Source organism: Marinilabilia sp. (assembly GCF_016278715.1).
In the GTDB taxonomy this organism is placed as follows: Bacteria; Bacteroidota; Bacteroidia; order Bacteroidales; family Marinilabiliaceae; genus Marinilabilia.
Genome location: NZ_JADQBH010000174.1, coordinates 12723 through 34285 on the forward strand (window position 1 = coordinate 12723; position 21563 = coordinate 34285).

Below are 21563 nucleotides of genomic sequence, written 5' to 3' on the forward strand. Positions count from 1 at the left end.
TATGCTTTGGTGAATGTTAGAAATGTCTTTTTTGAATGAACGAAATATTTAAATAGACACCCATATTTGTAATGAGCCACAATGATGTTTAAACTCAGAATTTCAACCTAAAATCTCCATAAAAAAACTTTCTTACCTCCAGCTTCTTTAATAGCAAACCAGCTATTGAAAAATCTTATCTCAAAGCTAGATCCTTTTTTTGGTATTCGGCTTCATAAAATGGAATGCCAATTTTAAAATGTTCCTGGCGAAGAAGTTCAAACCCGGCTTCGAGAATCATTTTATCGGTTGGGCGGTTGAGTTGACACCCCTCGGCCAGTTTTGCCCATGCCGGAGTAAGGAAATCCTGCATTTTCCCGGTTGTGTGGTTATGTGACCGAATATGCTCAAGCACCAGAAGGCGTCCTCCGGGTTTTAACCATTTCATAAAGTTTAACAAAGCCTCTTTGGGATTAGGAATGGTGCAAAGCACCAGGGTGCACACAATGGCATCGAGTGATTCAGGGGCAACAAGTTTTTCCATTTCTGAATAGCCACAACCTATATTATGAAGTTCGAAACGCTCCGGAATCAGAAGCAGGTCTCTCTTCTTTTTGGCCCGTTTTAGCATGTGGGGAGACGGCTCAATACCAGTCATATTGACTTCGGAAGTGTAATGCTCAAAGTTAATTCCTGTGCCGACACCAACCTCAAGCACTTTACCCTTAACTGTAGCAAGCAATCTGGAACGCCTTGACCGAAAGAACATCCTCTCCAGAATAAACATGAAGCGGTCATATACCAAACTGAACGTTTTACTATACCTGACCATTTTTCCCATACTCTTTTCCAAAAAAACAAACCTGCTTTAGTTTATCTTCTTTTTACCGAAACTCTCTCCACTTCATTAAGCAAAAGTGGAAAGGCCGGTTCAGTCATGCCATGATCGTATCCGTCCAACTCAAACAATCGGGTATCCTGATGTCCAGCCACACGCATCATTCGCATCAGGTAGGCATTCTCCTCATATCTTCCCAGTAGCTCAAGGTTCCGGTCTCCCGTAATCAACAACAGAGGTGGTGCATCAGACCTCACGTGAAACAGTGGAGCCAAATCATCAATAATTGGTCGTGTGCCTTCAATTCCCCTTTCTTCACGAACAGTAAAGTGGGTTATCGCATGACCACTAAAAGGAATAATTCCAGCAATCTGATTAGCATCCACGCCAAATTGTTTAAGCCAACGTTTATCAAGCCCAACCATTGCTGCAAGATATCCTCCGGCTGAATGACCGGACACAAAAACCAATGACGAATCTCCTCCGTAGTGCTGAATATTCTTAATCGTCCAGGAAACTGCAGCTGCGGCATCTTCAATATAGGCGGGAGATTTCACGTTAGGATACAACCGATAATTGACCCCAACGACACAAATATTTTTGTTTTTAAGTGCCTCAGGAATTTCTTTTTGCCCTTGTGTCAGGCCCCCTCCATGAAACCATACAACAGTACTGAATTTTTCTTCTTGAACCGGATAATAAACATCCAGCACACATTGTTTATTAATGAGTGAATCAGATAGTTTGATTTCCTTTTCATAGTATTGCAAATCTATTTCAGTTCTGTATTCTGTTTCCTGACAAAAAGGTACTGTCAAACCAGCCGTGAGAAGGACCAATAAAAGCAAAGTTTTCTTCATCTTGACAATTTAAAAAATGTTGATTTGATACCGAAAACAACTAATGGATATTTGAAGGCGAAAGATAGGAATATATGTGGTTCAACAGATAAATTCTTTCCCCATATTGTTCGGTACCTTGAGATAAAAAAAGTGCTATTGGAAGTTTGAAGAAACACTTCCACAGATTTAGCTTTCTATTACTTTACATAGACCTTATTCTGCAAAGAATACAGTTTTTTCTGATTTTAGAGCACCAATCTGGAAACGAAAGGATTCATTTTTAGAAGTTGCTGGACTTTTCTTTTCAATTTCTCGGCTGTAAAAGGTTTTGCAAGAAAATCATTGATCCCTTTTTCTTTAGCCTCTTTAATATTTTTCAACTCCGACATTCCTGAAATCATCAAAATAGGTGTATCCATTCTTTGATGCTTCCGAATAAAACTGACAACCTCCAGGCCGCTTCGTTCAGGCATTATCGAATCAGTAATGACCAGGTCAAAGGTTTTCTTTTTTAATTCATCAATTGCCAAAGCTCCATTGCCAACTACCTTGAGTTCAACCTGACCTTCTGAAAGCACTTGTTCTGCAATTTCAGCCATCAGTCGGTCATCCTCACAAATCAATATGGAAGCTATTCTCTCACTCATTCAGTTCCAATTTCTTTTTTATACGCTGGTCAATTAATTTTGTTTCTTAATCAAATAAAACAATCATTTCGTCAAAGACAGTTTTCAGGAATTCTATTCTCATCGAATCATTTATTCGTATGTTGTTAATCCTATCCAAAACCCGGTAAACCAACTCCGAACCTTCGGGCTAAGATTTATAACCTTTTTCACTCGTGTCCGAAAAAAATCAAAAATTAAGGTTGAGATTGCTTCGCTTCACTTTTCTTTACCGGACATTGATGACCCTTTATCTAATCTCTAACTTCCAGCTTCTAATCTTATCAATTTAAACAGCATATTTAAATACAGCAATAAAGTGGCAAATGGCCGCACCCAAAACAAAAAAATGAAAAATGGCATGGTTGTAAGGAATCTTTCCAATCTGATAAAGAACCGCGCCAACGGTGTACAATACACCACCTGCTGCAATCCAAAGCAATCCGGCCAAGGCCAAATGCTCCATCAAAGGCCGGATGGCAATGATCATCACCCACCCCATCGCAACATAACCAATGGTTGACAAAACTTTATACCGTCCTGCATAGAATATTTTCAAGATCACCCCTGCAAGGGCCATAATCCAGACCGTAATAAATACAGGCCAGCCCCAGTCATTACGGATAACAATTAGCGTAAATGGAGTATAAGTACCGGCAATGGAAATATAGATGGCAGCGTGATCCAGTATTTTAAACTGATACCTTCTGCGTGGTTTAGTCGCGGAATGATAAAGAGTGGATGCACCAAAAACCACTATCTGACTAAATCCATAGATCATATAGCCCATCCAATGCCAAAAAGACTGTAGCTCAACGGATTTCCGAAAAAGAGCAGCCAATGCTGCCAGACTCAGCAAAAACCCAAGGCCGTGCGTAGCAATATTGAGTTTCTCTTCGGAGGCCGTGTAAGCGTTTAACGTTATCTGTGATTTCGACATGGATGCAAAAATACGACATTACAGGTTACATACTGCCGGAAATCATCCTTTTTTCTTCCTTGCAAACCCCTTTCGCTCCTGCACTCCCCAACTTGATTTTCCTCTGAAGTAATCGATATTACCACGTATTCCCCACCAAACAGTGAGCGGGTGGTAAATCAACGGCTCCAACATTGCTGTAAAAAGAAAAGACGCGATATGAGAAGGTTTGTCATATTTATGAAAAGTAAATGCCTCCAGCAGAATAGCCCATGAAGACATCGTTACAGCAAAAAGGTAAACAAATGTGAGGAGGATGATAACGTAGTTCCAGCTAATATTACCTGACACAGCCAACATAACAAAATAAATAAATCCTATAAATTCCACGATGGGCGCAAGCCACTCGAATACCAACCAATAAGGGTATCCAAGCATTCCCACTGTTTTGTAGCGAGGATTCAGAAACATTTTCTTATGAAATCTGAGGGTATCCATGGTGCCCCGCATCCACCGATTGCGCTGCCTCCCCAGACTTTTTACCGACTCCGGAACTTCTGTCCAACATAGTGGATCCGGAACAAAATCCACTGCATAGGGTTTTTTTTGTTCACTCATATATCTGCGCATTCGAACCAACAATTCCATATCCTCACCAACCGTAGAACTCAGATAGCCCCCACATGCTTTTACTGTCTGAACATCAAACATACCGATAGCACCTGAAATAAGCAGCAGACCGTCAATATGTTTCCATGCCATCCGACCAATCAAAAAAGCACGAATGTATTCCAATGCCTGAAAACGTGCCCAAAGGTTTCGCGGCACATGCACTTTAGAAACATTTCCACCTGTTACCCTGCATGAGTTGGCAACTCTAACAACAGCTCCTGTAGCAATCACCTTTTTTCCTGTCTCTTTAAGAAACGGATTTACCAACTTCAAAACTGCCTCCCGGTCAATAAGCGAGTCTACATCCATAGCCATAAACAAATCGCTGCGGGTAACATTAATACCTGCATTAAGTGCATCTGCCTTTCCTCCATTCTCTTTATCCACGACCATCAGCTTATCAAGAGCCATATTTCCCGACTTATAAACGCCCCGAATAGGTTTGCATCCTATTTCATAATCAAATGGATAAAAAACTTTTTCAAGATCAAATTCCCGGATTACTTTTTCCAGCGTATCGTCTTTGCTTCCATCATTAACAACCACAATTTCCAGTTTATGATACTTCAATGCCAGCAGACCTTTAATATTATCCACAATTGAAAGACTCTCGTTGAAAGCGGGGGCAATGACCGTAACGGTAGGTGCAAAAGGAGAAGATAAAATAATGTTTTGATTTCCTGTTTCGGACTTCTTCTTATAAAGCTGCAATTCACGCGCAGCCAAAAAAGCCAAAACCAAATAAGAGACACAAGCAAGAGCGGCATAAATAGTAACTGCCAAGTCGATAGCAAATGGAAAATAAAAAAGTTGTCCCATAGAAAATAATTAAGCTACTGTCCCCAATGCATTCATTTCGCCCTGACTCAGACCAACGTCCTTGCCGTAAATAAGCAGCGTTCGGGCCAGCTCAATTTTCACAACAGTAGATTTTTCCCAATTAAACCAATCCATCAACAAGATGAATGGAACACCAGGCAGCATTCCGGCAGTTTGGGCAAGTTTTTCCCGGACCTCGCCGGCTTCAACTTTATACTTCATGGCGGCATTCATCCATAAGTCCTTATCCATTACCAAAGCAGCATAACGTACAACTTCAGCCCTTAATCGCAGATCTTCATTGCTAAGGAGCGGCACTACATCCCGGCGATCAGCTTTCTGATTCAACAACCCCATTACCCGCAAAGCAAACTCCAAAACTCCCGGATTGGAGGCCTGTAACCAGGGAGTTGCATCGGGTTTTTGCTCCCATCTGCTTAATTCCTGATATAGCTGAATACGGGCCCAATTCGAAAACGGTCGATTCAACTGATTCAAAAACTCGAAAGGCTCATGAATTTTAAGTGCCATCAGGGTAATCTGTGCTTCGACTCTTAACTCCAGTTTAGGTGAATTAATAAATCTTTTGGCAACATCAACTGCCCCGTCATAACCCATCGTTCTGGCATCTCTGAGGCCCTTAGTAACCCGCCACCATCTTCGGCTTTTCAAATCCCTCCTCAAATATTTATCAAGATCTAATTGATAGAATAACTTCCTTATTTTTCCGGAAAAATCTCCATTGAGATTGTGCATCAAAAACAGTACGGACTGGTATAAAATTCTTCCTCCCCCATTGCCCTTTAATTTGCAGTTTTCAATTACATCCTGATCCTCAGAAAAAAGACAGTCAATAAGCAGATCATTGTATTTCTGACTTTTCCTAAGTATCCGGGTTTCCTGAATCCGGAAGAAATACTGACGCATCAAAAGAAACATGGTTACCACAACAATTACAAAAGTCATCACAATAACCATTGAAGCCACAAACAACAGTGTGTCGCTGGCATTAGTGCTTGTTATGATTTCTATAAGTCTGTCCATCATTTAAAACTTATATTCCAGTCCGATTTGTCCCAGCAAAACGTTTCTCCATTCACCGGGGACATACTCCTCTGTACTAAATTCAGCCAACAGTCTTGCATAAAGAGGCCCTCCAATCTTCAACACAGCATATGCGCCTCCTGTCATCCTTGTGGTCTTTGTATCCGTCATAAGGTCTGCCTGTTGTTCCATTCTGTCAGGGTTGTTCCCATAACTCAGATAAGTATGAATGAAGGTCTTTTCATTGTGGAAATATTTCCGAACAGAAGCTACTGCCGTAATTTCGTTGTTCGATTCGGGTGCAAAAAACAATCGAATTCCTGGCATCCACTTCCCTGCATATTTGCTTGCCGACATGGTGAAGAAAAGATTGTGTTCATTCCAGAACAAATACCTGCCTCCGGCTGACACCTCCCACCCTTTCAAAAGCCCTTGAAACCATTCCAATGCCGAACGATGAACGGGAAAAATCTCAGCCTCCGAATAGGCATAATGAATGTACATATAAGAATCGGGACCGGTGAGTGGATAAATATCAAGTCCGGCCTGACTTCCGCTTAGTTTTCTGTTATCAATTTGTAAATTTCCGAAACTTAAACGAGGTATGATCTTTATATTCTTATCTCCTACAGGTGCTTCTGCAGTAGTAATCCATAAATTTCGTTCAAATGGAGTGTTCGAAGTTTGAAGTGACTGATAAACCCCGAAAGACCCCGGTACTTTAAACCCTTCAAGAGAGTCTTTCAGCTCAAGCGCCTTTTTATGATTCGGATTTGACCTCAGCAGCCTTTCCAGGTCAATTCTTGCCTCTTTCAGATGCCCCTGGTCAGCATTGGCAAAAGCCCGGTTGTAAAGCAATTCTTCATGGTTCCCATCCAGTTCTAGACCTCTGCCAGCAACCCGGATAACTTCACTCATTTCTCCTTGCGCAACTAAAACCGACGAAAGTACAACATGAGCCTCAAGGTGCCCCGGTGTCTTTTCCAGCACATCGTTCATGAATTCACGGGCCCGGGAAAGATTGTTCTCCCAATAGAAAGTCTGTCCTGCAAGAAAAAGGAATTCTGAATTTTCAGGATATTCCTTGTGCTCCATGCACAACTTCCTGGCTTTAGCATAGTCACCTGACCATGCCACCTGTCTTAATGAGTCGATTGATTGGCTAGATATTTCTGTTGCCGCAAAGGATGTTAAAATAAAAGTAAATAGTAAAAACTTTTTCATAGGGTGTCATTGGTTATTCAGAAACAGTTTCTAAATAAGTTGCCAAAAGCATAGTTACTGATTTTTTAACAAATGACTAACTTTCGACTTCAGAGCGTTTACACTAAACGGCTTGGAAACATAATCATTGGCTCCCATGCGCAGGGCATCCTGAATATTATCGTCCTCCGAAAGCGCAGAAACCATTAGGATGGGAATATTCGATTTCAACACATTTCTCAGATAATTTATAACATCTAATCCACTGTTTACCGGCATCATAACATCTGAAATAACCATCTGAAAAATCTGACCTTTAAGCTCTCGAATAGCCAGGTTACCGTTCTCAACGACCTTGACTTTATGATTTTCGTCCATAAGTTTACGCTCAATTATGCGGCCAATCAGTCTGTCGTCTTCGCACACAAGGATGTTTGCCATAATATTTGGTTTTAAATACATTTTTTATACGTTTATCAATGGAAAAAGGTTATTCGTCAAATTATAGCGAGTAATTTCCCCGGTGGTGGCGCAAAAAACATTGCAACATGGTTGCATATTTGTTTAGAATGATTTAATATTACAACATGGTTGCAAAGAAAGAGGACACTGTATCTTTTTTGAAAACGCATGGACTGGCCGGAACAGCAATAAGAAAGCAGGTTCTAAGCCACCTGTGGGGCGATGGCGTGGCGCTCACGCAAAAAGAGATTGAAGAAAAACTGCCTCCCGAGACCGACAGGGTTACGCTTTATCGCACGCTAAAACTTTTCACGGAAAAAGGTATTGTTCATAAAATCGTGCTGGACGGGGAAACACAGAAATACAAAATTGCAGGTCGCTTTCGAAAAAGTGATCACGCCCATTTTTATTGCACCCAATGTCACAAATTACTGTGTATGCCTCAGCTCGATGTCAATTTGTCGCATCTGCCGTCAGGTTTTCAATTTTCTTCGGCCCGCCTGGTGGTAGAAGGTGTTTGTGACAACTGTTCTACAAAAAAGGAACGTTAGCTGGAGGCCGGAGGAAAAAAATGTTAACGGCATACCCGAAGAACTAACATTGTCATACAAACAGCACATTTCAAGAGGTCAATGATTTGAATTAACTTTAGTCTTAAACCTAACGTTCATCATATAAAAATGGATTTGTTATCACAAGAAAAACCAATCGTCATATCTACAACAACCATGATAAAAGGAAATATTTACAGCTTAGGAATTGCATTGCTCATCACTTTTCTGTTGGGAGGATGCTCATCAGTAAAATCAGACCAGAACGGAGTTACTGTTACTATTGAGCCATTCCGGTATTTTGTGGAAAGATTAACTTCAGAAAAAGTGCCGGTCAATGTTATGGTTCCCATGGGCTCCAGTCCGGCAACCTACTCTCCAACCACAGGCCAGTTGATGGCTTTATCCTCGGCCCGTGTTTATGTTCAGGCCGGTCACCTGGGTTTCGAGGAAGCCTGGATGCATCGTTTAAAAGAACTGAACCCGGATATGGAAATTATCGATTTATCCGCGAACATTAACCTCATCAAAGGAGACGCTCACAACCATGGAGAGCATGTTCATCAGGGCGGAGTGGATCCTCATATTTGGATGTCGCCAAAAGAGGTCATGAGTTTTCTTCCGGGATTAAAAGACATATTAATCAAGCACTTCCCGCAAGATAAAAACACCATTGAGGACAATTATTTGAGATTACTCACCGAAGTTGAAACCATTCACAATAGTTTTATCGCGTTGTCCGAAAAAAAAGATTCAGGTAAATTCATGATTTTTCATCCAGCCTTAACTTATCTTGCTCGTGATTACGGGATGGAACAAATTTCCATTGAGTATGAGGGAAAAGAGCCCACTCCCCAACAACTCAGAGAATTGATTGATCGGGCTTTAGAAGAAAATATCAAAATCATTTTCATCCAGATGGAGTTTGACAAGCGAAATGCAGAAATGGTTCGTGAAGCCACAGGAGCGACCTTAGTTTCCATCAATCCGTTGGGATATAATTGGCCGGAGATTATGAATGGCCTAAACGAACATCTGAAAAATCACCTTTATTAAACAAACTATTTATGTCACAACCACTGGTTTCCATAAAAAAGGTAACCGCAGGCTACAACGGAACTCCCGTATTGAAGGATGTCAACCTTGACATTTTCCCAAAAGATTTCCTGGGAGTAATCGGTCCCAACGGGGGAGGAAAAACTACACTCTCAAAAGTTCTGCTGGGCATCCTAAAACCCTTTTCAGGAGAAGTAACATTTCCTGGTGAAAGACCCAACATCGGATATCTTCCTCAGATATCACATATTGACCACTCATTCCCGGTAACCGTGAAAGATGTAATCCTGTCAGGCATGGCAACGCCTCGAACCTGGTGGAAATCTCTGGCAAAAGAGCATAAAGCAAAAGCAGACAATCTTATTCGGAAAACAGGACTTTCCGGTCTTGCCAACAAACCGGTCGGAGAATTATCCGGTGGTCAGTTTCAACGGGCGTTACTGGCACGAGCTATCATAAATGACCCTCAACTTCTCGTGCTTGACGAACCCGACACTTTTGTTGACCGAAGCTTTGAAGGGGAGCTCTATTCTTTGCTGGAACAATTAAATAAAACCATGGCTATATTCCTGATATCGCACGACATAGGCACCATCTCATCTATGGTTAAAACCATTGCCTGCGTGAACGGATCGCTCCACTATCATCCATCCAATGTGCTTTCTGCCGAGGTTCTGAAAGTTTACAACTGCCCAATAGACCTGATCGCACATGGACCGGTTCCTCACCGGGTTTTGAAAAATCACGGATAAATTTCTGAATTCAAACACAAAACAATAATCCTCCCAAAAAAGAGATCGCCATGCAAAATATTCTATCCCTTTTCGAGTACCAGTTTTTCCAAAATGCCTTAATGGCGGCAATCCTCACCAGTGCACTTGCAGCATTGGTTGGCACGTACATTGTCAGCCGCAAGGTGGTCTTTATCAGTGGTGGAATAACACACGCCTCCTTTGGGGGTATCGGAATAGCCTACTTTTTTGGACTCAACCCTTTTCTGGGAGCGGTTGCTTTTGCCATTGCTTCCTCATTGGGAATAGAATGGATTTCAACGCATGGAAAAATTCGGGAGGACAGTGCCATCGCAATCCTGTGGTCCCTGGGAATGGCCCTGGGAATAATTTTTGTTTTCCTCACCCCGGGTTATACGCCCAATTTAATGAGTTTTCTTTTCGGAAGTATTCTATCGGTGGGAATGGCTGACATTATTGTTCTTGCAGTAGTGTTGTTATTTACATCATTGTTTTTTGTCATTTTTTCCCGACCGATTGTTTACACCGCATTCGACCCAGAATTTGCGCGCACCCGCGGACTTCCGGTTACATTAATCCGAAACAGCATGGCAATACTTGTGGCAATTGCTATTGTGTTGTCCATTCGTGTGATGGGCATCATTCTGGTGTTAAGCATTTTTACGATTCCCCAAAATACAGCACTTCTTTTTTCCGGTAAGTTTTCCGGCATTATCAAAGGTTCGGTACTTTTTGGAATCAGTGGTTCAATCCTTGGATTAATCACAGCCTCGATATTTGATATTCCCGGAAGTGCAGCCATCATTTTTGTTCTCACACTTCAATTTCTAATATCAAAAGGTGTTGCCATTATTTTAAGGAAGCGTAAAAAAACCAGAAAAAGTTCAGCCACCGGGGAAGAAAAAAACTCAATACATGAACCACACATAAAAGAATAAAAAGGTATTGACTGATGTCAAGGTTAAACGGATTTTGAATTTCAGCCTCAGAGAAGCCAAAAGTGGGATAGAGACTCAATAGCTCATCTTTTTGCAGCTTTTTCGGATGAAAGAAACAATCAACGCTAAAGGTCCAGCATGTAATTTAAGCTAAACACTCCACGATTGATAAAATACTTACTTTCCTGTCCTGTCCTTCCAGCGTTCCTTCAACAAAATACTGCCAATCCCGGCAACCAAGATGTAAGGAGGATACAGAAAGGAAAAGGCTAAAAATCGTGGCAAATCAGACGATACATTAAAAAAGTGCTTCCCCCGGTTTATCAACATACGATCTACAAGTACTTTAGTCATCATGGCTGCCAGCCAGATAATCCCATAAGAAACATTGAAAAACATCAGAAAAAGAAGAATAGTGAGCCAGCTGTTGGTCAACAATATCAACAACGCTATCATTCTGGCCCACACATCAGTATATCCCTTACTTTTCCCGCCCCATCGCATACGCTGAAAAAGAAAATCTTTCAGGCTTTTGGCCGGATTTGTCTTTACCATCGCTTGTGCCGATTTCAGATAAACAATCCTGAATCCTTCAACCTTAAAAGCATGAAGAAGAAAAACGTCATCCCCGGATAAATATTCTTCTCCAGGAATTTTCCGGGCAGTTTCGAGATACGATTTCTTTTTGAAAGCCAGGTTGGCACCACTACTAATCACCGGGACATTCCATCCGGCAGCTCCCGCTGTAACCATCTGCAGTGCCAGATAATCATTTTGCTGAAATGCACCCAGGAAACCATTTCCCTGCTCCATCCCAACCGGCATGATAAGCATGTCTGGATTTTGGTTGATATACGTTTCTGAGATGGTCTGCAGCCATGCTCTTCCAAAATGACAATCTGCATCGGTTGTTACGATCAACTCACCGGTCGCAGCCGAAATGCCATGTCGGAGGGCAGCTTTCTTTCCGTGTCCGGAGGAAAACTCCACCCTCAGCCAATGATACCTGCGTTGCAACTCATGTAACCGTTCCACCCCGTTGTCTGCAGAATGGTCATCAACCATCACGACTTCCAGATGATGAAATGAGAACCGCTGTCTGCTGATACTATCTATTAAAGCTTCCAGATTTCTTTCCTCATTTCGAAACGGAATAACCACCGAAATAAAGACACTCCGCCGGGAGCGGTGCCTAGTATTAATTTCGGGAAGGAGACCCCATCCTTTCAGGAAATACACAATCAAAGCCGCATAGCCTGCAACCAGAATAAAAGTAAAAACAGCGATCCAATCCATTACGAAAGAGAAGCGGGTGGCTTTGTTTAAAACAACAACCACCCGCATATTTTTAAATTACTAACTAATTTCCCGGTATTGAAAAACAAAATTGAAAGATATTATTTCCGGGTAAGAATCCAGTTTTCCATTTGTTTCTCCTGCAAAACCCGCTCCTGAGCCTCTCTGGCCTTCAGCAACGATTCATACGACTCGGCACTTACAAGTACCATATTATTGTGCGATAAGGTTTGGGCCTCTTCAAAACCATTTTCTTTAAGTCTTTTTACCAATTTTAGAGCATTGGTTTCATCTTTAAAGCTTCCTACAATAATATGATGTTTGCGCATTTTCGCTTTCTCTGCTTCAGCTTTTTCGCGGGCCTCCTTTTCTTTCTTTAATCGCTCCTCTTCCTGTGCTGTTACCAGGGCAATACTGTCAGCAGCAGCTTTGACAGCCGCTGAGTCCACAACTTCCTTTTTAGCAACTTTTACTGGTTCATCCTTCCCCGAGTCGCGCCAAAAAAACAAATACAAGATAATTAACACAATGGGAATAAGGATAAGCAATGCAATAAGCCATGGCGGAAGTCCGTTTCGTTTCTCCTCAAACCGCCCTGTTGTACGACCACCGGAAGCTCCGGCAACCGGCGTTTTCTTCTCAGCCGGTTTTTTTTCAGACTGAGGGACCTGCTTTTTTGCCGGCTCCTCTTTTTTCTCATCCAGATTAAGAAGCTTGCTGTCTTTTTTACTTCCGGCAACAGGTTTCTTTTCTTCTAACTCTTTATCCTTTTGCTTCTCATCAGGCGTTGGTTCAGTAGTCGCGTTGCTGTCAATATCCAACAATTGACCCTCTTCACTTTTTGGCTTTTCTTCCGTTTCGTCAGGCAACAACTTTGCCAGGTGTGGATCTTGCGTGAAACGCAATATCCCGTTTTGATCCTTGGTGAAGGTTCCTAGCTTTTCGATGATGTATTCACCGTTGTCATCCAATTCTTTCTTCACCATATCTACAAAATCCGAAACCAGATCAGTCGCTTCCGTGGTTTCAATACCTTTTTGGCTGCTGATATGATTAATCAGCAGACCGTCGTTGAAACTCAGAAAGTTGTTGAACAACACGGTAGTTCCGGCATCCCGGGAGACGATAAAAGCGCCAAAATTGGGTACAATAACCCTGTTATTGCTTTTTATTAATTCGAGTAAATATTGTTCCATAACCGGCTAATGGTTTTTAATACAATCATTTTCAGAAAATAAATATAGCGAGTTTTATACAAAAATAAAATTCTTTGCTATTTCTCAATTAATAAATTGTCATTTTGACCTAACTCTTTAAAGAAACCAGCATCTAATCCGTCAACCGGGTAATAGCAACTAAAAACGCAAAAGATTCAATGTTAATCGACCGTTGATTCCGAAATTTCGGAAAAGAAAAAAACGATTAGAAAAACCAATGCCTGAAGCTTCCGTGTTGATGTCCCAAATAATTACACACAAAAAATTAATTCCTAATTCTTTACATTCAATACTCCGTTAAACTTTCGTAACAGCTTGTCAGGCAATTGTTTGAAACAATAACGCACAAGGCGTTAAATCGTTGTTTTTCAACATAATACAATCCGTCTCACATCTAATATCTGAAAATCTAACGAGCTATTGTTACATTAGTACCCGGACCTATTGAATATTAATCTGGTAAACAAATCATTTTGGTCGAAAAAACAGTTTTTTGGGCTGACCCGATAAACATTTGTAACTTTGCGCCAACTTCGGAGTAACATCAACCGGCATGGCCGCAACTGTAAGCTTAAGCAATGGTTAAAATCAAATCAGATATCGAAGGGTTTCATGCAACCCGGCCTGTTCTTACTATGGGAATGTTTGATGGTGTCCACAAAGGGCACTTTGCTCTTCTGTCCTCAGTTATTCAGAGAGCTAAAAAAATCGGCGGAGAGTCTGTCGTTCTGACTTTCTGGCCACACCCAAGAGTGGTATTGGGGCATGACTCTGACAAGCTACATCTCCTGACCACTCTTGAGGAGAAAACCAGGTTGCTGAGTGAAGCCGGCATCAACCACATCATCATACTCCCTTTCACCAAAGAGTTTTCCGGTCTCTCAGCGCAAGATTTCATCCAAAAATTCCTTGTTCAGAAAATCGGCATCAAACATCTTGTGGCTGGTTACAATCATCGGTTCGGACATGGAGGCATTTCAAAACCGGAGTTACTGAAACTGGCAGAGCAAAATCAATTTGGGATTGATTTTTTCGGCCCGGTGACCATTGACGGAGTTAAGCCAAGTTCCACAGCCATCCGTCAATATATTTCCGATGGTGATGTTCGGGAAGCTTCCAGACTTCTGGGACGTTTCTACTCTCTGAAAGGTCGCATTGTCGGAGGAAAACGTCTGGGAAGACAACTGGGATACCCTACCGCAAATATCAGCATGGATGATTCACTAAAACTTGTTCCGCACGACGGAGTATATGCCTGCAAAGTGCATTTACTTGGTAAAAGTTACGGTGGAATGCTAAATGTGGGAAGCCGCCCAACAATAGACCCGGAAAACAGTGATAAAACGATGGAAGTACACATTTTTGACTTCCAAAAAGAGGTTTACGCTGAAGAAATTAGCGTGGAATTTATCATGCGTACCCGTCCCGAAATAAAATTCCCTAGCCTGGAGGCGCTTAAAGAGCGACTGAGAAAGGATGAGACAGATGTTCGAAGTGCACTAAAAAAAGAAGGTATTCTGATGTCTGGCCGATAAATAAAGCCCGCTCTGTAACCTGACTTCAAACCAATTCTTCGCCAATTTTAAAATACTTTCAAAATTTTATACTTCATTGAACCTTCTCAATGCACTGCAAGTCATCTGTTTACACCAACGGTGTTTGCTTGTTAAAATTCAGCATCTCAAGACTGCACGAAGCATCTTTCATCTAATATCTAAAGATCTATTGAAAATTACCACTAACCAATAGAAAATTGAGATTGCTTTCCCGAAAGCCAGAAATTTGCAATAAACATTCAGACTTGAAGTTTTCTGGGGTTTTATAAAATGAGGGTAGGTTAAAAAGAAATATTTTGAAAAACCCAAAGTTTTAAAAGTCTTAGCACAGGAACTAACTCTCTGCCAATAAACATTCAACAAGTTTTAATAACGAAGAATTTTGCACTAAAAATGCTTTTTAAAGGAGACTAATTAGATGTCATATCTATTTTGTAACTTTGCACTTTGATTTTTGTAAAAAGTTTTTGAAACAATAGTCCGTTAAAAAAAGCCTAAACGCAGAGACGCGATGACGCAAAGTTTTAATTACAAAGGAGCTTTAATCATTGGCCCTCATTTTCAGGCCTTTACTCATCAGGCACCTGCAGAAGCTCAACGAATCATGACGTTTTTAAGCTGAACAATTTGCTTAAAAGACGTTTTCCAATAATTAGAAACATAGCAACAACACACATTATAAACATATGGATTACAAAGTAAAAGACATATCATTGGCCGATTTTGGCCGTAAGGAAATAGAAATTGCCGAGAAGGAAATGCCAGGATTAATGTCCCTTCGCAAAAAACATGCAGAAGAAGCCCCTTTGCGTGGAGCAAAAATCATGGGCTCCCTTCACATGACCGTTCAGACGGCTGTTTTGATCGAGACATTAACAGCACTTGGCGCTGATGTACGTTGGGCCAGCTGTAACATCTACTCTACCCAGGATCATGCGGCTGCAGCCATTGCAAAATCCGGCGTACCTGTTTTTGCCTGGAAAGGTGAAACCCTGGAAGAATACTGGTGGTGTACCGAACAAGCGCTTAATTTTGGCGATGGTCAGGGCCCCGATTTGATTGTGGACGACGGCGGAGATGCCACCATGATGATTCACAAAGGAGTGGAAGCCGAAAAAAATCCTTCTATCCTGGAAAAAGACTATAGCGGAGAGGGTGAAGATTTTCGTGAGCTGATGGCTTTGCTCAAGCGTCAGCATACCAACAAAAGTGACCGTTGGCAAAAAGTGGCCGAAGGTCTGAAAGGTGTCAGCGAAGAGACTACCACCGGCGTTCATCGTTTGTACCAAATGATGGAACGTAAAGAGCTGCTCTTCCCGGCCATCAATGTAAACGACTCTGTAACCAAATCAAAGTTTGATAACCTCTACGGTTGCCGGGAAAGCCTGGCCGATGGCATAAAAAGAGCCACCGATGTAATGGTAGCCGGAAAAACCGTTCTGGTTTGTGGCTTCGGCGATGTGGGTAAAGGTTGTGCCCAAAGTATGCGTGGTTTTGGAGCCCGCGTGCTGATTACAGAAATTGACCCTATTTGTGCACTCCAGGCCGCCATGGAAGGTTACGAAGTAACTACCATCGAAGATGCCGTAAGAGAAACAGATATATTCATTACTGCTACCGGTAACCGCGACATTATTACCGTTGAACACATGGGGCAAATGAAGGATATGTCCATTGTTTGTAACATTGGGCACTTCGACAATGAAATACAGGTGGAAAAACTGGAAAACCTTCCCGGAATCGAAGAAACCAACATCAAACCACAGGTGGATAAGTTTACGTTCAGCGATGGACACGGCATAATTCTGCTTTCACGCGGTCGTTTGGTCAACCTTGGAAATGCCACCGGCCATCCCAGTTTCGTGATGAGTAACTCTTTCACCAACCAGACACTGGCACAGTTGGATTTGTGGCAAAACGATTACGAAATTGGCGTATATACATTATCCAAAAAACTGGATGAAGAAGTAGCCCGTTTGCACCTCGGAAAACTGGGTGCTAAACTGACCGAACTCACCCCGGAACAAGCAGAATACATCGGCGTTTCAACCGAAGGCCCTTACAAACCGGAACATTACCGATATTAAAAAAAGACCCATTCGTTTTCGACGAGTATGGAATAAAAAAAGAAAACGGGCGATGTGACTTATCGCTCGTTTTTTTTACACCTTGGTTTCAATATCACGGATGGCCGAAGAAACTTATTTCTTGAAAAGAGATTGCTTCGCGTTGTTCGCCATGAACGCTGTTCTTTATGTTTCATGTGGGGTAGAGGTAATATAAATATTTTCACCGGGCATCAGTATTTCTCAATACATCATTAGATTTCAGAGGTTCAGCGATTTGTATGAATAATTAATATCCTGAGAATACAACCAAAATATTGTTGACATTTACTTCTGCATCATAAACATGTAAATTTTGTTTGGCAGGTCCCTCAATTACTTCACCCAAAGGAGATGCCAGTAAAAACCGGGAACCGCAACATTCACACACTGCAATCGACGGGTCGTTTTCAACATCAACCGTGACACTGCAACCCGAACTTTTTTCATGCGGGCACATCAGATCAAAAGCAAAATAAGTACCACCCGAGTTATACACAACAATGCCATTAACGCCTACCATGTTTCCATCCATATCCCTAAATGCGGTAAAAACGTTTTGAGAATACTCGGAAAAACGCAAGTCAAAAAATCCCGTGAAATTTCGTCTGGGAAAATCATCACGTTCTGCATCACCGCAAGAACTAAAAACAAACAAAGCAGTAAAAATAATCGCTTTCAGACGAAAGGCTCTAACACGCTGAAATAATAATTTACTCATAGAAAAACGATATCTTGCTTACAAAATTAAAGCACTTTCTTTGGTTATTTAAAAAGTTGGGGCTAATTTAGGACTTTATTCCAAACAAACAGAATTCATTGAATGGATGACTTTGGCGAAATAATATACATCATTATTATGGTGGCTATTTTCATCGTGTCGGCTCTGAGAAAGAAAAAGCCTCAACGCGATGAAATACCTGTGCCCGAAGATCGCGAATCGCGAAGTCCGTTTGATGAAGTGTTCAGTCCTTTTAAAGAAATCTTTGAGGATGAAGAACCAACACCCCAGGAAAGTCCCCGGAAGCAGCAACCAAAAGAAAACCCGGTTGTGGTGGATAAGGGGATTAAGAATCTGAAAGGTGCACCATTTGTGAAAGAGGACTACGTATTTACAGCCAGTGCATCTCCCACAGACGCCCGTCGACAAAGAAAAAATCAAGCACCGGGAAGACAGGAAAATCTAAAATCGGAAGAGTCGGGAACTTTGAGAGAAAAAATAGAGGATCAGACTAACTTAAACGACTGGTTCAACTTAAAAGAAGCAGTTATTTACTCCGAAATTCTCAAAAGACCCGATTATTAGGAACTTCCACTTCGTCATTGTCCGGACTTAATTTTTTTTTCCCAACAACATTTGCTAAATTTGTAGCAAAGAGTCCCGGACTATAATATAGTCTCAGGGATTCTTTTCTTTTTATATACCCACTAAACAATATTCAAATAAATAGGAGGATTAAACAATGTCTAATGTAAGTTACATAACCCAGGCAGGGTTAAAAAAGCTTCGGGAAGAGTTGGTTCAGCTGGAATCGGTTGAACGACCAAGTATTTCCAAGCAAATTGCCGAGGCTCGTGACAAGGGAGACCTTTCGGAAAATGCCGAGTATGATGCAGCCAAAGAAGCGCAGGGCATGCTTGAGATGCGTATTGCAAAACTCAAAGAAACAATTGCCAGCAGCCGCATTATTGATGAGTCAAAAATTGACACCTCTAAAGTTCAGATGATGAACAAGGTGAAAATCAAAAACCTCAAAAACAATTCGGTAATGACTTATATTCTGGTATCAGAATCCGAAGCCGACCTCAAAGCTGGAAAAATCTCCGTATCTACTCCCATTGCGCAAGGATTAATGGGAAAGAAGGTTGGTGACAAAGTAGAAATTAAAGTCCCATCTGGAATGGTTCCTTTTGAGATCATAGATATTTCTTTGTAACTTTAGGTTTAAGAAATCTCTTTTTTATCAACATAAATCTATGGCAACCATATTTTCCAAAATCGTAGCAGGAGAAATTCCCAGCTATAAAATTGCAGAAGACGAACGCTTCTTTGCTTTTCTGGATATCCACCCATTAGCCAAAGGACATACATTGGTCATTCCCAAACAGGAAACCGATTATCTTTTCGATTTGGATGACAGGTTACTGGCCGATATGGTGGTATTTTCCAAAAAGGTAGCACTGGCAGTTGAAAAAGCCGTGCCATGCAAACGGATTGGAGTGGCAGTTCTGGGGCTCGAAGTTCCTCACGCGCACATCCACCTGGTACCACTGAATGCAGAAACGGATATTAGTTTTTCCAAACCAAAACTGCAGTTATCCAAAGAAGAAATGGAAGCAATAGCAGAAAAAATAAGAGCCGGTTTTTAAGAAGTGAATCACATATTCCTTCAAAAGCCGTCCCCGAAGCATAAAAACTTCGGGGACGGCTTTTTTATTGGGTCTCCCCAGGCCCTTCGCATACAGGGGAGTTAATGAATTGTGAAAAATTTATACACAGAAATGTGTCTTGAGGCAGGGTTCATTATTTCACTCTTCCGGGATTCTGTCTCATAAACTCTTTCCAACTTTTTGCACCTCCGCTGCTTACGAGATTTTGCTTCTGGAAAAAGTGGCAAACAGCCGCCGCCAAACCATCGGTAGCATCAAGATATTTGGGCATTTCCTGTAGTTTCAAATACTGTTGAAGAAACAAGGCTACCTGTTCCTTAGAGGCATTTCCCCTTCCAGTGATTGCTTGCTTTATACGCAAAGGTGCATACTCAAAGATGGGCAATGAGCGAGACAAGGCCGCAGCCATAGCAACGCCCTGTGCACGGCCCAACTTGAGCATCGACTGCACATTTTTTCCGTAAAAAGGTGCTTCAATGGCAAGCTCATCGGGATGATAATAATCTATCAAACTGACAACCCGCTCAAAAATCTTCTGCAATTTAAGATAGTGATCACTGTATTTGGACAGCTCAAGCACCCCCATGGCAAGCATCACAGGAGTTTTCCCTTTTGCCTCAATAATCCCGTACCCCATCACCGTGGTACCGGGGTCGATTCCGAGAATAATTTTTTCAGCGGGTACTTTGGCCATAAGGGCACTTAGTCTATCTTAATTAATACAGAATTGAAGTTGGTTACTGTTTCTCCAAACCGCGCCCGAAATTCACTGAAAACGGGCACCGATTCCTGCTGTAAAGCTTTCAATTCCGCAGAGGTGGAGCAACGTATCTGAACAGAGAAAACCAACATTTCCTGATTTACATCCGACTCCACTTCAAAAATCTCTCTACTGCTTCCAGGCACCTGTTCCGACACGAAGGGGAAAAAGGTCTCCTGAAGCCAGGCTTCCCAATCAGAACGAAAATCTTCAGTAGTGTAAAAAGAAGCGTTGAAAATATTTCTTTTATTTGTCATATCCTATTCATAAAGTTCCTCTTGGGGAGATTTAGGGGGCGTCTATTTTATCATTTCAGTCCCCATAAACGGAACCAAAACTTTAGGAACCCTGATGCCTTCGGAAGTCTGATTGTTCTCTAAAATAGCTGCAACGATACGGGGAAGCGCCAAAGCACTACCATTAAGCGTGTGCGCCAATTGTGGTTTTTTCTCCCCGGCTTTACGAAAACGTAATTTCAGACGGTTGGCCTGATAGGTTTCGAAATTAGACACAGAGCTGACCTCGAGCCAACGTTCCTGTGCTGCAGAATAGACTTCAAAGTCGAACGTCAGGGCGGACGTAAAACTCAAGTCTCCTCCGCAGAGACGCAGAATGCGCCAGGGGAGTTCCAGCTTTTCCACAAGGGACTGAGCATGGGCGACCATCTGTTCCAACACGTCATACGAGTTATCGGGATGAGCCACTTGAACGATCTCCACCTTATCAAACTGGTGCAACCGGTTCAATCCCCGAACATGGGCTCCCCAAGAGCCGGCTTCGCGACGGAAACAGGCTGAATAAGCACACTTTTTCACCGGCAACTCTTTCTCGTCCAGTACAACATCGCGAAAAATATTGGTTACCGGTACTTCAGCAGTAGGTATCAGATAAAGATTATCCTCGGTAACATGATACATTTGGCCTTCTTTGTCGGGCAACTGACCGGTTCCGAAACCGGACTCTTCATTAACCAACAGGGGCGGTAACACTTCGTTGTAACCAGCATTAGTAGCTTCATCAAGAAAGAAGTTGATAAGTGCGCGCTGAAGTTTAGCGCCCCATCCCTTGTAAACAGGAAATCCGGCACCTGTCAGCTTTGTCCCCAGTTCGAAATCGATAAGGTCGTATTTGGTTGCCAGTTCCCAATGCGGCAACGCATTTTCCAATTTAGGAATTTCACCTCCCTCGCGCTCCACCATATTGTCGTCTTCTCCTTTTCCCTCAGGAACAGAAGGGTGCGGAAGGTTAGGAACCTGAACCAATAATTTTTGAATGCCTGACTCTGTTTCACTCAGTTTGGAGTTCAGGACACGAATTTCCTCTTTCAGATCGCTGGTCTTTGCCCGCGCTTCATTGGCTTCATCGGTTTTCCCCGATTTAAAAAGTTCACCAATAGATTTGGATAAAGTATTGAGCTCATTCTGCTTTTTATCTGCTTCCGCCTGCGTAGCTTTTCTGTCGTTATCGGCAGTAATAATTTCAGACACAATCTCCTCAG

23 protein-coding genes are annotated in these 21563 nt (G+C 42.0%); 9 read left to right on the plus strand and 14 right to left on the minus strand.

What is annotated here, in order from left to right; genetic code table 11:
- Nucleotides 1–175: 175 nt before the first annotated feature.
- The 8 genes from QZZ43_RS11125 to QZZ43_RS11160 all read right to left on the minus strand — a co-directional run bounded on the left by QZZ43_RS11125 (nt 176) and on the right by QZZ43_RS11160 (nt 7422).
- Nucleotides 176–832 carry a class I SAM-dependent methyltransferase gene (locus QZZ43_RS11125; protein ID WP_291859088.1) on the minus strand — a complete coding sequence of 219 codons (657 nt, stop codon included), beginning with the start codon at nt 830–832 and terminating at the stop codon, nt 176–178.
- Nucleotides 833–852: 20 nt separating this feature from the next.
- Nucleotides 853–1677 (minus strand): alpha/beta hydrolase, encoded by an 825-nt coding sequence (locus tag QZZ43_RS11130; RefSeq protein WP_291859090.1) that lies wholly within the window; start codon nt 1675–1677, stop codon nt 853–855.
- Between the two features lie 227 nt (nt 1678–1904).
- Nucleotides 1905–2306 carry a response regulator gene (locus tag QZZ43_RS11135; RefSeq protein WP_291859093.1) on the minus strand — a complete coding sequence of 134 codons (402 nt, stop codon included), beginning with the start codon at nt 2304–2306 and terminating at the stop codon, nt 1905–1907.
- Nucleotides 2307–2613: 307 nt separating this feature from the next.
- A complete protein-coding gene (locus tag QZZ43_RS11140) occupies nt 2614–3264 on the minus strand; it encodes a hemolysin III family protein (protein WP_291859096.1) in 651 nt (216 codons plus the stop codon).
- Between the two features lie 42 nt (nt 3265–3306).
- On the minus strand, nt 3307–4734 hold the full coding sequence (locus QZZ43_RS11145) for a glycosyltransferase (RefSeq protein ID WP_291859099.1): 1428 nt from the start codon (nt 4732–4734) through the stop codon (nt 3307–3309).
- Between the two features lie 9 nt (nt 4735–4743).
- Complete coding sequence (locus QZZ43_RS11150) at nt 4744–5781, minus strand: hypothetical protein (RefSeq protein ID WP_291859101.1); 1038 nt, start codon at nt 5779–5781, stop codon at nt 4744–4746.
- Nucleotides 5782–7002 carry a YaiO family outer membrane beta-barrel protein gene (locus QZZ43_RS11155; protein ID WP_291859104.1) on the minus strand — a complete coding sequence of 407 codons (1221 nt, stop codon included), beginning with the start codon at nt 7000–7002 and terminating at the stop codon, nt 5782–5784.
- Nucleotides 7003–7056: 54 nt separating this feature from the next.
- A complete protein-coding gene (locus QZZ43_RS11160) occupies nt 7057–7422 on the minus strand; it encodes a response regulator transcription factor (RefSeq protein ID WP_291859107.1) in 366 nt (121 codons plus the stop codon).
- 146 nt (nt 7423–7568) lie between these two features.
- Here QZZ43_RS11160 and QZZ43_RS11165 point away from each other — a divergent pair, with 146 nt between their 5' ends.
- The 4 genes from QZZ43_RS11165 to QZZ43_RS11180 all read left to right on the plus strand — a co-directional run bounded on the left by QZZ43_RS11165 (nt 7569) and on the right by QZZ43_RS11180 (nt 10740).
- On the plus strand, nt 7569–7994 hold the full coding sequence (locus QZZ43_RS11165; protein ID WP_291859111.1) for a Fur family transcriptional regulator: 426 nt from the start codon (nt 7569–7571) through the stop codon (nt 7992–7994).
- Nucleotides 7995–8123: 129 nt separating this feature from the next.
- Complete coding sequence (locus QZZ43_RS11170; protein WP_291859114.1) at nt 8124–9050, plus strand: zinc ABC transporter substrate-binding protein; 927 nt, start codon at nt 8124–8126, stop codon at nt 9048–9050.
- Between the two features lie 11 nt (nt 9051–9061).
- Nucleotides 9062–9802 carry a metal ABC transporter ATP-binding protein gene (locus tag QZZ43_RS11175; RefSeq protein ID WP_291859117.1) on the plus strand — a complete coding sequence of 247 codons (741 nt, stop codon included), beginning with the start codon at nt 9062–9064 and terminating at the stop codon, nt 9800–9802.
- 50 nt (nt 9803–9852) lie between these two features.
- The gene (locus tag QZZ43_RS11180; RefSeq protein WP_291859121.1) at nt 9853–10740 is read left to right on the plus strand and encodes a metal ABC transporter permease; all 888 of its coding nucleotides are present in this window, start codon (nt 9853–9855) and stop codon (nt 10738–10740) included.
- Nucleotides 10741–10917: 177 nt separating this feature from the next.
- Here the strand turns inward: QZZ43_RS11180 and QZZ43_RS11185 are convergent, their stop codons facing one another.
- Together QZZ43_RS11185 and QZZ43_RS11190 are read right to left on the minus strand one after the other, a co-directional pair.
- Complete coding sequence (locus QZZ43_RS11185) at nt 10918–12084, minus strand: glycosyltransferase (protein ID WP_291859123.1); 1167 nt, start codon at nt 12082–12084, stop codon at nt 10918–10920.
- A 53-nt stretch (nt 12085–12137) separates the two neighbouring features.
- Complete coding sequence (locus QZZ43_RS11190) at nt 12138–13232, minus strand: HU family DNA-binding protein (protein ID WP_291859125.1); 1095 nt, start codon at nt 13230–13232, stop codon at nt 12138–12140.
- A gap of 599 nt (nt 13233–13831) precedes the next feature.
- Here QZZ43_RS11190 and QZZ43_RS11195 point away from each other — a divergent pair.
- Complete coding sequence (locus QZZ43_RS11195) at nt 13832–14788, plus strand: bifunctional riboflavin kinase/FAD synthetase (RefSeq protein WP_291859128.1); 957 nt, start codon at nt 13832–13834, stop codon at nt 14786–14788.
- 707 nt (nt 14789–15495) lie between these two features.
- Nucleotides 15496–16896, plus strand: coding sequence for an adenosylhomocysteinase (gene ahcY / locus QZZ43_RS11200; protein WP_291859131.1), 1401 nt, complete (start codon nt 15496–15498; stop codon nt 16894–16896).
- Between the two features lie 268 nt (nt 16897–17164).
- Here the strand turns inward: ahcY and QZZ43_RS11205 are convergent, their stop codons facing one another.
- Nucleotides 17165–17635, minus strand: a complete 471-nt coding sequence (locus QZZ43_RS11205; RefSeq protein ID WP_291859134.1) for a Rieske (2Fe-2S) protein — start codon at nt 17633–17635, stop codon at nt 17165–17167.
- A gap of 102 nt (nt 17636–17737) precedes the next feature.
- On the opposite strand from QZZ43_RS11205, the gene QZZ43_RS11210 reads away from it, so the two are divergent.
- The 3 genes from QZZ43_RS11210 to QZZ43_RS11220 all read left to right on the plus strand — a co-directional run bounded on the left by QZZ43_RS11210 (nt 17738) and on the right by QZZ43_RS11220 (nt 19284).
- Nucleotides 17738–18220 (plus strand): hypothetical protein, encoded by a 483-nt coding sequence (locus QZZ43_RS11210; RefSeq protein ID WP_291859138.1) that lies wholly within the window; start codon nt 17738–17740, stop codon nt 18218–18220.
- A 157-nt stretch (nt 18221–18377) separates the two neighbouring features.
- A complete protein-coding gene (greA, locus tag QZZ43_RS11215; RefSeq protein WP_291859141.1) occupies nt 18378–18851 on the plus strand; it encodes a transcription elongation factor GreA in 474 nt (157 codons plus the stop codon).
- Nucleotides 18852–18891: 40 nt separating this feature from the next.
- Nucleotides 18892–19284 carry an HIT family protein gene (locus QZZ43_RS11220; RefSeq protein WP_291859143.1) on the plus strand — a complete coding sequence of 131 codons (393 nt, stop codon included), beginning with the start codon at nt 18892–18894 and terminating at the stop codon, nt 19282–19284.
- 154 nt (nt 19285–19438) lie between these two features.
- On the opposite strand, the gene ruvC is transcribed toward QZZ43_RS11220, so the two are convergent.
- From ruvC to serS, 3 genes are all read right to left on the minus strand, one after another.
- The gene (gene ruvC, locus QZZ43_RS11225) at nt 19439–19999 is read right to left on the minus strand and encodes a crossover junction endodeoxyribonuclease RuvC (RefSeq protein ID WP_291859146.1); all 561 of its coding nucleotides are present in this window, start codon (nt 19997–19999) and stop codon (nt 19439–19441) included.
- Between the two features lie 8 nt (nt 20000–20007).
- Entirely contained in the window at nt 20008–20322 is a 315-nt protein-coding gene (locus QZZ43_RS11230; protein ID WP_291859149.1) for a DUF4286 family protein, read from the minus strand.
- 42 nt (nt 20323–20364) lie between these two features.
- Nucleotides 20365–21563, minus strand: a 1199-nt coding sequence (serS, locus tag QZZ43_RS11235) for a serine--tRNA ligase (protein WP_291859152.1), incomplete at its 5' end; no start/stop codon positions are given.